Here is a 13,703-nt window from a genome sequence, read left to right as displayed (position 1 = left end):
GTCGAAGCCGTACCCGGTCCCGGATCCCGTCGAGTTGTTCGACGGCAATCCCGCGACCGGTGCGTTGCGCGACGGACACGATCTCCTTGCTGATCCTGTGGTTCATGTGCGTGGCATGCCGGTGCTCCTTCCGGCTGCGCCGCGCGAGGCGGCGGGTGGCCGACCGGGTCTGCTTCTTCTGCAGTTCGGCGCGCTTGCGGGACTGCCACCGCCGGTAGCGCGACAGACGACGGCCCTGGTAGTTGGCGCCGTCGCTGGTGGTCGCCAGGTTCACGATGCCGCGGTCCACCCCGATCCAGTCCACCGGCTCGTACACGTCCGGGTCCGGGATGTCGCAGGTGGCGATCAGGTACCACGTGCCGCGCCGCTGAACCAGGTCACTCTCGCCCTTGCGGAACGAGGCCAGGGTCTTCAACTGGTCCACGGATCCGGTGTACCTGACGTTCTTCATGCGGCCGTCAACCGTCCAGATCGACACCGTGCGGGCGTCGTACTGCCAGGACAGGCACCGGTCGTCGAACGGCTGCGCCGCCTCCACCCGAAAGGCGATAGGGGCACTGAGGGCCTTACGGTGCCGTTTGGTGGTGGCCGGCCCCAGACGACCTGCCTTCAGCGCGGCCGCGAGGGCCGCATACGCGTCCGCGACCTTCTTGATCGCCCGCACCGCGGGCTGCGCCGACAGCCCGAACGTCGCCTTCACGTCCGTGTAGACGAGCTTCTGCAGCCCGTTGCGGTCCTTCACGTTCCGCTCGAAGGCGACCTGCGCGACCCAGCCGGCGGCCCGGTTGCAGGCGTGCAGGGTCGCCTCGAGCGCCGACGCCTGCTCGGGCGTCGGCAGCAGCTTCACCTGCACCACCAGCTTCATGGCATCGGACGATAGTCCGAAGGGCGAACGCCCGACCAGGACTTCCCCGGTGTTCACCCATCCTGGTGGACCACCTCGGAACTGATTGCGTTTCTCGACTCCGTCGAGCAGCCATGCGACGACTCCGCCACCACGACGGGATACGGCGACGCTCCGCGTCGCACCCCCAAGAGGCGACTCCTCCCCCGCGTCAACGCCAGGGCATCCTCGCCAGAGTCAGGTGAGGGTCCAGGTCGTCGGGGTCTTCTGGTCGGGCGGGTACTGCGCCAGGGCTCCGTCGGCGGTGGCGTCGAGGGTCATGCGGGTGATGGCGTTGGTGAGGGTGTGGCCGCCGGGCGCCCGTTCGATCTGCCAGCGCTGGAGCGTGTTCTTCGGGTCGCACTTCTCCCACGTGGCGGCGGAGCCGGGCTCCAGCGGCACATTGAGGGTGAGCTTGCCACTGCGGGTCTCCAGGCAGGCGCCACTGGTGTCGTCGGCGACGGTCGCGTAGCCGTCGGCGGTACGGGTGATCCGGACGGTGCGGTCGGCGGTGCGGCCGCCGCGGCCCGCGAGGGTGTACGTGCCGTCGGCGATCGGGACGCGGGTCAGGTCGCGGACGCCGGGCGCGGTGCCGGTCGCGGCGGCGCGTGCGGTGAACGCGTCGTAGGTGGCGTCGGGGTGGGCGGTCCCCCAGGTGGTCTGGGCGATGTGGTCGAGGGCCGGGGTGGTGGCGCGGGTGACCTCGTTCTCGGTCTCGCCGCGTCCGTTGTCCGGCCACAGGCTGATCTTCGCGCCGGTGATCCCGCGGTCGGAGGTGAGCTTCTCGCCCTCGAAACTGCGCGGGTCCCACTGCTCGTCGTACAGCTTGCGGGTGTCGGTGTGGAAGCCGCCGCGCACCAGGTAGAGGGAGTAGGCGGCGTTCATCACGGGGTGGCCCTGCGCAATGAGGGTGCTCGGCTTCACGTCGACGTCCAGCCAGTGCTCGACGGTGGTGCCGGGGGCGACGGGCACGGTGTTGGCGCCGGTCAGGCCGTCGTTCCAGATGCGGAGCCGCTTGCCCTTGCTCGCGGCGTAGGCCTGGACGCGGTTGACGAAGTCGATGAAGGCGTCCTGTGGCGTGGCGTCCGGCCCGTACTTGGCGCGGGCGTACTCCAGCACGTGCGGGTACTTCGCGAAGTCGGAGCCCAGCATGTACTCGTCGGCGCCCATGTGCCACGAGCCGGACGGGAAGACCCCGCCGTACTCGTCGATCAGGCTCTTGTAGTACGTGAACGCCTCGGGCTTCGTCACATCGAGGCGGGAGGGCTGGGCCTTGCCGTCCCGGTCGACGAGTTGGAGGTCGGAGCGGTTCTCGATCCACGGGTCCATGTGACCGGGCGAGTTGATCTCGGGAACGATCTCGACGTGGTACTTGGCGCCGAGCGCGACGATCCTGCGGATCTCGCTCTTGGTGTAGTAGCCCCAGGTGTTGGCCTCGGGGTGACGGTCGCTCTTGACCTTGATCTCGAGGAGCAGCTGGTTGAGCCGGCGGTAGGACATCTCGCGCACCAGGTTCTCCAGCCAGTCGGTGGAGATGTGCACGTAGCAGGCGCAGACGCCGACACCGCGTTCCTTGTACCGCGGTACGTCGACGGTTCGGCCCGCCGGGATCGCGTCGCCCTGGGCGAGCATCTGGAGGAGGGTGCGGGTGCCGTAGAAGGAGCCGGTCTCGGCGGCGCCGGTGATCTCCAGCCGGGCGCCGGCCCGCAGTTCGTACCCCTCGGCTCCGAGCTGCCTGCGACCGGGGGCGACGTCGATGACGATGTCACCGGTCCGGGCGGCGCCGCCGGTGACGGGCACGGTGCCATGGCCCGCGGCGCGCAGGTCATCGACGAGAGTGCGGGCGACGCGACGGGAGGCCGCGTCGTCGGCGACGAGCCGGGTGCGGTCGCCGTACGTGTAACTGCCTTCGGACGGAGCCCAGTTGTCGAGGGCGGGCAGGGTCCGCGGGGCTGCTTCCTGCGGCGACGCCTCGGTCGCGGCGGAGACGGGCATGGCCCCGGCGAGGAGGGCGAGGGCGGCACCGGCCAGACCTACGAGACATGGTCTGCGGCGCCGGGCGGGCGGTGTCTTGCGCGACTCGGTCCACATGGGATCCGAGGATTCCGGGCGCCCAGGGAAGCAGTCCATGGACATCACCGATGAGTACTTGGACATCCGGGCGCGTCTGGACTCTGCGCCGCTCTCTGCCACTCTCCGTCACTCTCCACCGCGGAAATATTCGCTCGCACACGCCCCGCCGGCCTGCCTACGCTTGCTCCGCTGTCCTCCCCCGCACCGGCACACCTGCCCGTGCGGCCGAACCACCGGGCCCCGTGCCCACCGAGGGGGTGTCTTCATGACCCGGACCGAGCCGAGCGCGCCTCATCGCGACGTACCACGTACACGTAGTACTGCACGCGGATAACCGACCGAACCAGCCGTCGAGGCCGCTCGGCCTGCTCTTGCTGTCGATGACCATCTCCCCAGCAAGGAGCACAGGTGTCCGAGCACACCCCCAACACCCGCCCAAACGCCCGTCCCAGCCCCACTCTCAAGATCAGTACGTTCGTGTGCGCCTGGTGCGGTCTCACCGCGACCACCAGCGATCCGGACGGTCGTAGCCGTAACCACTGCCCTTCGTGTCTGCACTCGCGCCACGTCCTGGACCACGTTCAGGGCGGCCGCACCGAGTGCCACGGTCGGATGTCGCCGATCGCCATCGCCGTCCTGCGGACCGGTGATTGGAGAGTCGTCCACCGCTGCGTACGGTGCGACGAGCTCACCTCGAACCCTGTGAGCCCGGACGACAACCAGCTGGTGCTGTTGCGGATGGCGGTACGGCCGCTGGCCCAACCGCCCTTCCCTCTCGAAACGTTGGGCACGCTGTGAGCGGGGAGGCCCGGCATGCCGCGCCGTAACCGGACGTCGCCCGACGGCCCCGCCGACCGGCGGCGCCGCCAGCGCGACAAGGACGTACTCCACGGCCGGCGCGACGGCCACCGTAGCCGCGACTTCCGCTGCGCGGGCTGCCGGTTGGACGTGTCCCTCGACGCCCCGGGCAGCGGTCACCGCAACCACTGCCCGAACTGTCTGACCAGCCTGCACGTGGACGCCCGGATCCCCGGCGACCGCGCGTCGGACTGCCGGGGCCGGATGACCGCCTTGACGGTGGCCTGCCGCCCGGACGGGGAGTGGCTGATCGTCCACGAGTGCCTCTCGTGCGGCGAACTCTCCACCAACCGCGTCGCGGGCGACGACAACGCCCTCGTACTGATGCGTCTCGCGGTCCTGCCCCTGCGGACTCCGGCGGGGGCGAGCTCGGGGGTCCACCGACAGAGGTACGTTCAAGTAGCCCTGGAGTCTGACGTGTTGGGGAGAACCTGGGCCTAGCTTCAACTGTATGACCTCCAGACATCGCAGGGCCACTGTGGCCACTCTGCTCACCGTGGCCCTGTCCGCGCCGCTTCTGGGCGCCACACCGGCCTCCGCCGTCAACACGGCGCAGGCCGCGCCCCAAGTCCCGTACAGCAGCGGGTTGGAGCTGCCGCCCCTCAGCGGTGCGCACTCCGTGGGCCGCCGCACCCTGCACCTGGTCGATCGGAACCGCACCGATCCATGGATGCCGGCGGCCGGTCACCGGGAGTTGATGGTGACGGTGTCCTACCCGGCGCGCTCGGCGAGTGGATCATCGGCGGCGTACATGACCGACGAGGAGGCGCGGCTCCTCCTGGAGGCGAGGGGAGTCGGCGGTGTCGTGCCGCCCGAGACGGTTGCCGGGGCGCGTACTCGTGCGCACGTGGGTACTCGCCCGGCGCCGGGGCGTTTCCCCCTGGTGCTGCTCTCCTCGGGCTTCTCGATGCCGCGCACCACACTCACCTCGCTCGCCGACGATCTCGCGAGTCGCGGCTACGTCGTCGCCTCGGTGGACCACGCGTACGAATCCGTCGGCACTGCCTTTCCCGGGGGCCGGATGCTGACGTGTGTGGCCTGCGAACGGGTCGAAACTTCCGAGGAGTACGCGGCTGTCGTGCGCGGCCGGGCCAAGGACATGTCCTTCGTGATCGGCGAGTTGACCAACGGCCGCCGGGCCGGGGCGCTGTCCCATGTGATCGACCCGAGCCGGATCGGATTGGGCGGCCACTCGATCGGGGGCGCGACCGCGGCCGCGACCATGGCCGCCGACCGTCGCGTGCGGGCGGGTTTCGACCTGGACGGAAGCTTCTTTCTGCACCCCGCCGCAGCGAGGCTCGGCAAGCGTCCGTTCATGATGCTCGGCGCCGAGTCCCCGCATACCCCCGACAACCCGAAATCCGACTGGCCCGAGGCATGGAAACACCTCAATGGCTGGAAACGCTGGCTGACCGTGACCGGCGCCGAACACTTCTCCTTCACGGACCTGCCGTACCTGGCCGCGCAGTTGGGCCTCTCGGACCCTGCCATACCGATGTCCGGAGAACGCGGGTGGCGCATAACCCGCGACTACGTGTCAGCCTTCCTCGACCTTCACCTGCGGGGCATTCCGCGCCCACTCCTCGACGGCCCCGAGGCCACGCATCCGGAGGTCACCTTCCAACAACCGTGACGTGGCGCCCGATGACCGGGGCCGGCTCCCAGGTCACACCACGGAGTCCAGCCGTTGACGCTGATTCACCGTCAACTCCAGTTCCACGCCCGCCATCGCCTCATCCAGCTGCTCGACCGAGCTGACGCCGACGATCGGCGTTGCAGCCGGATTCCCTCCGGTCAGCCACGCCAGCACCACCCGGTTCCGGTTCGTTCCGGTCTCGGCGGCGATCTCGTCGAGCACCGCGAGACGCCGGGCCGTTCCGGGATGGTCGTACTCCTGTGCCAGTGGCTTGTCGGCGCGGGTGTAGCCACCGCTCAGCAGCGGCGTGTACGCCCACAGCGCCATGTCCGGATGGTGCTCCAGGTAGTGGAGCACCTCGTCGGTGACCGCGGCGAAGCGGTGCCCCTCGCCGGGCCGGAGCGCGGGGCGCGGCCGGAGGTACGTGTGGCGTTGCTGTATCGCGGTGAAGCCGGCGCCGCCGTGCTCAAGCGCGATCCGCCGTGCCCGTTCGACCTGCCACACGGGGTAGTTGGAGCAGCCGAGGCGTCCGACCGTGCCCGCGGTCACGAGGTCGTCGAAGGCGGCGACCGTCTCCTCCAGCGGTGTGGCCGCATCAGGCATGTGGGCCCAGTACAACTCGACGTGGTCCGTGCCCAGTCGTCGCAGGCTGTCGTCGATCCCTCCCTTGACGGCGCCGGCCGACAAGCCCTCGGCTGTCTCCGGGAAGCGTCCGGCCTCGGTCGGCTCGCACCCCACCTTGGTGCTGATCCTGACGCGGTCACGGACGCCCGGACGGCTCGCCAGCCAACGCCCGATCAACTCCTCGCTCCTCCCGCCGAATCCGGTCGGATCGGCCCAGAACGCATAGCAGTTGGCGGTGTCGATCCAGACGCCTCCGGCGTCCACGAAACGGTCCAGGATCTCGAACGACCGGTGCTCGTCCTGGGCCGTGCCGAACAGCATGGCCCCAAGGGCCAGATTCTCCATCATGCCTTTCACGCTAGGCGCGTTCGGTTCGGCGCTACGCTCCAATGTTGTGGCTGAATCACAGACCAATTTCGCGTGGGCGACGCTGTTGGACATCGGTTCGCCGGAGGGCGGACGGCGCCGCCTGCACGACCGTCTGGCTCACGCACTGCGCACCGCGATCCGGGACGGCCGGCTGACGGAGGGGGCCGCCGTGCCACCGAGCCGCGCGCTCGCCGAGGAACTCGGCTGCTCCCGTTGGGTGGTGACCGAGGCGTACGGACAACTCATCGCCGAGGGGTACCTCTCGGCCAGGGCGGGTTCCGCTACGCGTGTCTCCTGGACACCGGAGGCATCCGGCTCGACACCTCCACGGCCCAGCGGCCCACGCTCACCGACCCGGCCGCCCATCCGGTACGACCTCGCGCCCGGCCTGCCCGACCTGCGGGCGTTCCCCCGCCGCCGCTGGGCGGACGCCGTCCGAGCGGTCATCGGCTCGGCCGTCCACTACGACCTCGGGCTGCCCGACCCCGCCGGGCACACCGTGCTGCGTACCACCGTCGCGCAGTACCTGCGACGCTCGCGAGGCGCGGACGCGCGCCCCGAGTCCGTGACCGTGTGCGCCGGCGTCACGGACGGACTGCTGCGCACCTGCCGGGCACTGCGCGCCGAGGGGATCGCCGACGTAGCGGTGGAACACCCGGGGTGGGGGCGGCTGCGGGACGCCGCGACCAGCGCAGGACTCCGTGTGCACCCGGTCCCCGTGGACCACGACGGCCTCGACGTCGACTCCCTCGCACACACACCTGCGCGGGCCGTCATCGTCGGCGCGGCACACCAATTCCCCACCGGCACGGTGCTGTCCCCTGCGCGCCGGGCCGGTCTGGTGCGCTGGGCCCGCGAGTTGGACGGCTTCGTCATCGAGGACGACTACGACGCCGAGTTCCGCTACGACCGCCACCCGGTCGCCGTCATGCAGGGGATGGCCCCGGGCCGGGTCTTCCTCCTCGGCTCGGTCAGCAAGACACTGTCACCGGCCCTCGGCCTGGGCTGGCTGGTCGCCCCCGCCTCGATGGTCCCGGCGCTCCGGACGGCGAACCTCGTCGCCGCCGCGCCACCGGTGCTGGACCAACTCGCACTCGCCACCTTCATCGACCGCGGCTGGTACGACGCCCACCTGCGCGCGGCACGGCGGCGGTTCCGCTCCCGCCGCGACCTGCTGGTCCGCACTCTCGCCGCCCAGGTGCCGAAGGGTCGGGTCTCCGGCACGGCCGCCGGACTGCACATCCTGCTCCACCTGCCGGACGACACCGATACCCGCGGGACCGTCCGGGCGGCAGCCGCCACCGGGCTGCGCCTGGCGGACCTCGACGACTATCGCGCACACCGACCGACGGAACCCGCACTCGTCCTCGGCTACGGGAACATCAGCGACACTGAGATTCCCCAGGCCATCAACCTCCTACGCGAGGCGACCTTCAGCCGTTCGCTCGGGCGGGAACCTCGGTGATGCTCAGGGCGAAGTCCAGGTTCCCCACCCCGTGGTTGGCGAGGCCCACCGTGACCACGCCCGCTCCTTCCAGCCAGTGCGCCATCTTCAGGCCGCCGACGTCCAACGGGCGCAGCCCAAGGGTCTCGATGAACGCCTCCACACTTGCCTTCGCCTGCGCATCGTCGCCGGCGATGAAGACGTCGGGCCTCCCCTTCTCCAGGACGTGCCGGAAGACGGTGTTGAACGCCTTCACCACACTGGCGCTTGCCGGAGCCACCTTGGCGACTTCCTGCGCGATCGAGGTCTCCTCGCGGTGGGCGAGCCCGTCGAACGTGGAGTTGAAGGGATTGCTGATGTCGACGATGGCCTTGCCCGCGAGAGCGTCTCCGTACTGGGCGACGGTCGGTACGACACCGTCGTGCAACAGGGCCACGATGACGATGTCCCCGGCCGGGGCCGCGCCCCACTCCCCCGTCGTGGCGCCGCCGCCGAGTGCCTTGGCCAGGGCGGCGGCCTTGGCCTGATCGCGGCCCATGACCTCGACGGTGTTGCCGCCCGCTGTCGCCCGCGCGCCGATGGTGCGGGCCATGTTCCCGGTGCCGATGATGCTGATGCTGCTCATGAGATGTCCCGTCCTGGTTGCGTGTTGTCCGGTTCAGATGGCGGGTTCAGATGGCGGTGGTGCCGCCGTCGGCGATCAGTTCCATGCCGTTGACGTAGCTGGAGTCGTCGAAGGCGAGGAAGAGGGCGGCGGTGGCGATCTCGTCGGGGCTGCCCATCCGGCCGCGTGGGATAAGGGACTCGAACTGGCGCTTGGTGGCCTCGTCGAAGAGTTCCGCCTGCTTGGCGGTGGCGACCTGGCCGGGGGGGCAGGACGTTGACGCGGATGCGGCGGTCCTTGAGCTCGTTGAGCCAGATACGGGCCCAGGCCTGCTGGACGGCCTTGCTGCCGGCGTAGACGCTCCAGCCGGGGAAGGCGCCGAGGGAGGCGTTGGAGCCGGTCATGAGGATGGAGCCGCCGTCGTTGAGGAGCGGAAGGGCCTTCTGGACGGTGAACAGGGTGCCGCGGGCGTTGAGCCCGAACCAGGTGTCGAACTGGGCCTCGGTGATCTCGCCGAGCGGGGCGGGCTCGCCGCCGCCTGCGCTGGCCCACAGCACGTCGAGGCTGCCCTTCTCCCGCTTGACGGTGTCGTACAGGCGGTCCAGGTCGGCCAGGTCGGCGGCGTCGCCCTGGACGCCGGTGACGTTGCGGCCGATCTCCTTCACAGCCTCGTCCAGGGCCTCCTGGCGGCGGCCGGTGATGAAGACGTGCGCCCCCTCGTCGACGAACAGCTTCGCACCTGCCAGCGCCATGCCGGTGGTGCCGCCGGTGATGACCGCGACCTTGCCGTCGAGCTTTCCCATGGTCGTTCCCTTGGGTCGGTGGTGCCGTACGTGCCCGGGAGGGGCGGCGACGTTAAGTACACCGCCGTGTGTGCTTAACGTACGGGGCAGGCGACCGGGGCGCAAGCTATGTACACCGGTCGTTACCCGGCTGCGGTACGCTGGACCCATGACGGAGTTGGAGAAGGGCCCCACGGGCAGTCGCCGCGGCCGGGGCGCCCGCGAGCGGATCCTCGGGGCGTCCCAGCGGCTGTTCCGCGAGCAGGGCATCAACCGCACGGGCATGGACCAGCTCTGCGCGGCGGCCGAGGTGTCCAAGCGCACGGCCTACCAGCACTTCGGCGGCAAGGACGGACTCGTCGCCGAGTATCTGCGCGGGTTCGATCCCGACGTCCTGTGCGGCGTGTTCGACCGCACCGACCTCACACCCCGCGAACGGCTCCTCGCCGCCTTCGACGTCCCCTCCACCACTCCCCTGTGCCCATACATCGCAGCCGCCGTCGAACTCCACGACCCCCAGCACCCGGCGTCCCAGTACGCACGCGACTACAAGAAGGCCGTCGCCGCGCGACTCGCCGACACCGCCCGCGAAGCCGGCGCCGCCGACCCCGAACAGCTCGGGGAGCAGCTCGCACTACTCATCGACGGCGCCGCGACCCGCACCCGGGTCCTCAACGCCGACGCCTTCCCCACCGCCGCCGCCATCGCCGCCGCCCTCATCGACAACGCCATCCCCGCCACGGCCGGCGATGACCGGCGCCGAGAGGAAGCCTCAGGCTGACCCGGCGCTCCGCGGTCGGGGAGACCGGCAGGCCGGCTTCTGCGCACACGTGCCCTCGGCGGAGTCGTCGTGGTCAGAGAGCCGGATCCGACGGCCCGACTATCGCCCGCAGTGCCGCAAGGTGCCCCCGGTAGGCATCCCGGCCTCCCCGGGTCAGGTGGAGCCACACGCGCTGCCGGGTGTCGCGGACGGCCTTGCGTTGCCCGACGTAGCCGGCGTCCATCAGTACGGTGACATGCTTGCTCAGCGCCGAGGCGGAGAGGTCGAGTTGCTTTTGGACCAGGCCGAACTCCGCCTCGCCCGCAGTGTCCAGGAGAGCGCAGATGCGCAGCCGGTTCGGGGCATGGACGGTGGTGTCGAACCCCTCCAGAAGGGAGTGGGTTTCGGCGCTCACGCGGTCTTCCTGTGCAGGCGGACGAAGGCAAGGTGGAAGCCGACGGACACGGCGGCGCCGATCAGCGAGGCCGCGATCAGCCACACCGGCCATCCAGTGACACGGAACGCGAGCACGGCCCCCACCACCAGCGCGGGCAGGCCGACCCCGAGCGGCACGGTCGCGCGCTTCGGCAGCACGTCCAGCCGCAGCGCCACGCCGGTCTTGTTGCGCCAAGCCTTCGCTGCGACGGCGAAGAGCACCCCGAACACCGCGGTGATCGCCAGCATGATGCCGATCCAGGCGGGGCGCGGCAGCAGCCAGTCCGAGTCGGCGATGACGCCTCCGTAGGTGATCGGGAGCGCGACAAGGTAGAGCGTAAGCGTGATGAAAAACCAGGTCGGCCATGGTGTGGCCGACAATGCTGCGGCGGAGGCCCGGATGTGCTCGGTGTCGGCCAGCACGGAACGGGCCTGCTCCGGCGTCAGTCGTACCCCGTTGGTTTCCATGTCGGAAAGAGTAGCGGCTGGTTTCCAGTACGGAAAGGGGTGAGTTTCCAGTACGGCAAGTGAAGCCTCTCCCGCTTGGGCCCTGCCTCTTGAGCTCGTCCATGCGACGCCAAACGGGGCAGTATGCGCCGTTTGTTCGGTGGTCAAGACAGATCAGGGGCCAGGACTCACTCTCGGTCCGTAGCTTCGCCAGCACGGGCCGTGTAACGTCCACGTCAGCAGTCATGGTTCCGAAGTACCGCCCGTGAACCTCAAATTCACGGGCAGCTTGCTGTTTACAGTCTCTGAGGACCAGGACGACCACCTCCGGCTCCCGCACGGTGCGGAAGCCGACTACGAGTCCCCTTGGAGGACACATGGCCACCGGAACCGTCAAGTGGTTCAACGCGGAAAAGGGCTTCGGCTTCATCGAGCAGGAGGGTGGCGGCCCGGACGTCTTCGCCCACTACTCGAACATCAACGCCTCCGGCTTCCGTGAGCTTCAGGAAGGCCAGAAGGTGAACTTCGACGTCACCCAGGGCCAGAAGGGCCCGCAGGCGGAGAACATCACCCCCGCCTGACGCCTGAGCTGTACACACGCGACGCCCGCCTCTGCTTGGAGAGGCGGGCGTCGTGCGTGTGTGCGGGGGGGCTTGTAGGGAGGGCTACCGCGTGGCGAGTTCGCGTACCGTCGCCATGTCGCTGAACGGGAGCGCTTGTTCGTTGACGATCTGGTAGGGCTCGCTGCCCTTGCCCGCTATCAGGACGATGTCGCCGTGCCCGGCGGCGGACAGCGCGAAGGAGATCGCGCGGCGGCGGTCGGCGAACCGTTCGAAGGCGACGCCGCTTGCCGTCAGGCCTGGGACGACCTGGTCCATGATCTCCCGGGGGTCTTCGTTCCTGGGGTTGTCCGAGGTCAGTACGCACAGGTCGGAGTAGGTCCCGGCGATCTCCCCCATCGGGGCACGCTTGGTGACGTCCCGGTCCCCGCCACAGCCGAAGACGGTGACGACCCGACCCGAGGCGAAGCCGCGGATGGTGGTCAGCACCTTCTCCAGCGAGTCCGGGGAGTGCGCGTAGTCCACGATGACGGACGTGCCGTCCGGGGTCTCGTAGCGTTCGAACCTGCCCGGGATCGGGGGCATCTGCTCGAGTGCGCCGACCAGTCCGGCCAGATTGTGCCCGGTGAGGTGGCAGGCGGCGACAGCGGCCAGTGCGTTGGAGACGGAGAACCGTCCGGGGAGCGGGATCGCGGCCGGATACTTGTGGCCGGCGTGGTGCAGGGTGAAGCGGGTGCCGACGGCGTCCATGGAGAGGTCGGTCGCCCGGTAGTCCGCCTCCGCGTCGATGCCGTACGTGACGACCGCACCGGGCATCATCGCCGCGATGTCCGCCCCGAGGGGATCGTCGGCGTTGACCACCGCGCGCCGGGACAGCCCCTGGAACAGCCGGAGTTTGGCGTCCCGGTAGTTCTCCATGGTGCCGTGGTCGTCCAGGTGATCCTGCGTCAGGTTGGTGAACACCCCTACGTCGATGAACGAGTGGTCCAGACGGTGCGTCAGCAGACCCATCGACGTGGCTTCCAGGACGACGGTCGCGACACCGCGGTCGCGCATGCACGCGAGCAGGTACTGAAAGTCCGGCGACTCCGGAGTGGTCAGTACCGACCGCGGCATCGGAATCACCTCGTCGCCGATCCGGCTGCCCGCCGTCCCGATCACCCCCACCCTGGCGCGCTCGGCGATCCTCAGCACCGACTCGACCATGTACGAAACCGATGTCTTCCCGTTGGTGCCGGTGACGGCCACCATCTTCATCTGCCGTCCGGGCTCGCCGTGGTACCGGGAGGCGACGACCGCGGCCGCCTTGCGTGTGTCCGGCACCGCCACGACGCACACGCCCGCGTCCGACGCCCAGGTCGCGGCGGGAAGCTCCGGTGCGGCGAAGTCGACGAGGACCGCCACCGCGCCGCGTGCGAGAGCCGGTCCGATGGACTCGAGGCCACCTTCGCGGTGACCGGGCACCGCGATGAAGAGGGATCCCGGAGCGGCGCGGTGAGCGTCGAAGCACGGGCCCGCGGTGATCCGCGTCTCCGGGTCGCCCGCAAGGACTTCATGGTCGTGCCCGGCGAGCAGCTCGCTCAACTTCACAGGGGTCCTCTCGTAGATGCACCGGCCGCCGGTCGTCCGGCAGTCGGCGCGCAGGTGGCGCGCAGGGCGCCAAGGGGTGACAGAGCAGGAGAATGTGGCGAGGACAGCCACAGTGCGGTCGCAGAGGAGAACGAAGACGTCGGCGCGCAAAGAGTTCCGCCGAAGCAGACACAGACGCAGAGTGATCAGGGCCGAGAACTACCCGGGATCGCTAGCCGTGACCGTGCAGCGCGCGGCAGCAGGCCGCGGGCATGTTCACCAGAATGACGCGCGCACATGCGGCCGACGGGCACACGGCATGAGTGGCCTGGAACAGGCACTCCCTCACTGCACATGTGCGACCCATACGTGGAGTGTACGTCCGGCCGCGGGAGCAATCTCCCGAAGTCCCTCCCCGACAGGACCGTCGGAGGTGCGCTGACCGGTGATGTTCTGGATCCACGGCGGCGGATTCTCTTCGGGCTCGGGAGCTCCCTCGACGTGCCCGGGCCGAGCAAGCAGGGCGCGGGCAACTGCGGCCTGCTCGACCAGCAGGCGGCGTTGCGGCAGGGGCGGGCTTGATCCCGCGGGCAGCGGCGTGACGGGGCTCGCGGACCGGGTCACCGCTCTCGACGGCCGGATGCGGGTGTCGAGTCCGT

At 69.8% G+C, this 13,703-nt stretch carries 14 protein-coding genes and 1 pseudogene; 6 read left to right on the top strand and 9 right to left on the bottom strand.

Annotated elements, in window-relative coordinates; genetic code table 11:
- Positions 1–865, bottom strand: an 865-nt coding sequence (locus ACWD2L_RS40440; protein ID WP_351344498.1) for a transposase, incomplete at its 3' end; no start/stop codon positions are given.
- A gap of 216 nt (positions 866–1,081) precedes the next feature.
- Positions 1,082–2,974, bottom strand: a complete 1,893-nt coding sequence (locus tag ACWD2L_RS40435; protein ID WP_451193727.1) for a family 20 glycosylhydrolase — start codon at positions 2,972–2,974, stop codon at positions 1,082–1,084.
- 390 nt (positions 2,975–3,364) lie between these two features.
- Between ACWD2L_RS40435 and ACWD2L_RS40430 the strand changes: the two genes are divergently transcribed.
- Genes ACWD2L_RS40430 through ACWD2L_RS40420 form a run of 3 tightly spaced genes read left to right on the top strand, consistent with a single transcriptional unit; the run spans position 3,365 to position 5,447 of the window.
- Positions 3,365–3,754, top strand: a complete 390-nt coding sequence (locus ACWD2L_RS40430) for an RNHCP domain-containing protein (protein WP_451193725.1) — start codon at positions 3,365–3,367, stop codon at positions 3,752–3,754.
- Between the two features lie 15 nt (positions 3,755–3,769).
- A complete protein-coding gene (locus tag ACWD2L_RS40425; RefSeq protein ID WP_351344500.1) occupies positions 3,770–4,255 on the top strand; it encodes an RNHCP domain-containing protein in 486 nt (161 codons plus the stop codon).
- Positions 4,256–4,265: 10 nt separating this feature from the next.
- Positions 4,266–5,447 carry an alpha/beta hydrolase family protein gene (locus ACWD2L_RS40420; protein ID WP_351344502.1) on the top strand — a complete coding sequence of 394 codons (1,182 nt, stop codon included), beginning with the start codon at positions 4,266–4,268 and terminating at the stop codon, positions 5,445–5,447.
- A 33-nt stretch (positions 5,448–5,480) separates the two neighbouring features.
- Here ACWD2L_RS40420 and ACWD2L_RS40415 read toward each other — a convergent pair whose 3' ends face one another.
- The gene (locus ACWD2L_RS40415) at positions 5,481–6,422 is read right to left on the bottom strand and encodes an aldo/keto reductase (protein ID WP_351344505.1); all 942 of its coding nucleotides are present in this window, start codon (positions 6,420–6,422) and stop codon (positions 5,481–5,483) included.
- A 46-nt stretch (positions 6,423–6,468) separates the two neighbouring features.
- Between ACWD2L_RS40415 and pdxR the strand changes: the two genes are divergently transcribed.
- Positions 6,469–7,908, top strand: coding sequence for a MocR-like pyridoxine biosynthesis transcription factor PdxR (pdxR, locus tag ACWD2L_RS40410; RefSeq protein WP_351344507.1), 1,440 nt, complete (start codon positions 6,469–6,471; stop codon positions 7,906–7,908).
- Here pdxR and ACWD2L_RS40405 read toward each other — a convergent pair.
- Together ACWD2L_RS40405 and ACWD2L_RS40400 are read right to left on the bottom strand one after the other, a co-directional pair.
- On the bottom strand, positions 7,877–8,512 hold the full coding sequence (locus ACWD2L_RS40405) for an NADPH-dependent F420 reductase (protein ID WP_351344509.1): 636 nt from the start codon (positions 8,510–8,512) through the stop codon (positions 7,877–7,879). The two genes, pdxR and ACWD2L_RS40405, sit on opposite strands and share 32 nt — an antisense overlap.
- A 46-nt stretch (positions 8,513–8,558) precedes the next feature.
- A pseudogene (locus ACWD2L_RS40400) lies at positions 8,559–9,294 on the bottom strand (SDR family NAD(P)-dependent oxidoreductase).
- A 148-nt stretch (positions 9,295–9,442) separates the two neighbouring features.
- On the opposite strand from ACWD2L_RS40400, the gene ACWD2L_RS40395 reads away from it, so the two are divergent.
- Complete coding sequence (locus ACWD2L_RS40395) at positions 9,443–10,054, top strand: TetR/AcrR family transcriptional regulator (RefSeq protein ID WP_351344512.1); 612 nt, start codon at positions 9,443–9,445, stop codon at positions 10,052–10,054.
- 73 nt (positions 10,055–10,127) lie between these two features.
- Here the strand turns inward: ACWD2L_RS40395 and ACWD2L_RS40390 are convergent, their stop codons facing one another.
- Both ACWD2L_RS40390 and ACWD2L_RS40385 read right to left on the bottom strand, forming a co-directional pair.
- Positions 10,128–10,448 (bottom strand): transcriptional regulator, encoded by a 321-nt coding sequence (locus ACWD2L_RS40390; protein WP_351344515.1) that lies wholly within the window; start codon positions 10,446–10,448, stop codon positions 10,128–10,130.
- Positions 10,445–10,936 (bottom strand): hypothetical protein, encoded by a 492-nt coding sequence (locus tag ACWD2L_RS40385; protein WP_351344518.1) that lies wholly within the window; start codon positions 10,934–10,936, stop codon positions 10,445–10,447. Before ACWD2L_RS40385 ends, ACWD2L_RS40390 begins: the two co-directional genes overlap by 4 nt.
- 356 nt (positions 10,937–11,292) lie before the next feature.
- Between ACWD2L_RS40385 and ACWD2L_RS40380 the strand changes: the two genes are divergently transcribed.
- Entirely contained in the window at positions 11,293–11,496 is a 204-nt protein-coding gene (locus ACWD2L_RS40380; protein ID WP_351344521.1) for a cold-shock protein, read from the top strand.
- A gap of 84 nt (positions 11,497–11,580) precedes the next feature.
- Here ACWD2L_RS40380 and ACWD2L_RS40375 read toward each other — a convergent pair whose 3' ends face one another.
- Positions 11,581–13,065: a UDP-N-acetylmuramoyl-L-alanyl-D-glutamate--2,6-diaminopimelate ligase gene (locus ACWD2L_RS40375; RefSeq protein ID WP_351344524.1), complete on the bottom strand. Its 1,485-nt coding sequence runs from the start codon at positions 13,063–13,065 to the stop codon at positions 11,581–11,583.
- 324 nt (positions 13,066–13,389) lie between these two features.
- The coding region (locus ACWD2L_RS40370) for a hypothetical protein (RefSeq protein ID WP_351344527.1) at positions 13,390–13,703 on the bottom strand (314 nt) is incomplete at its 5' end.

Source organism: Streptomyces sp. NPDC002754, assembly GCF_053592315.1.
Note: the sequence above shows the minus strand (reverse complement) of the source record. Positions and strands in the feature narration are given on the sequence as shown.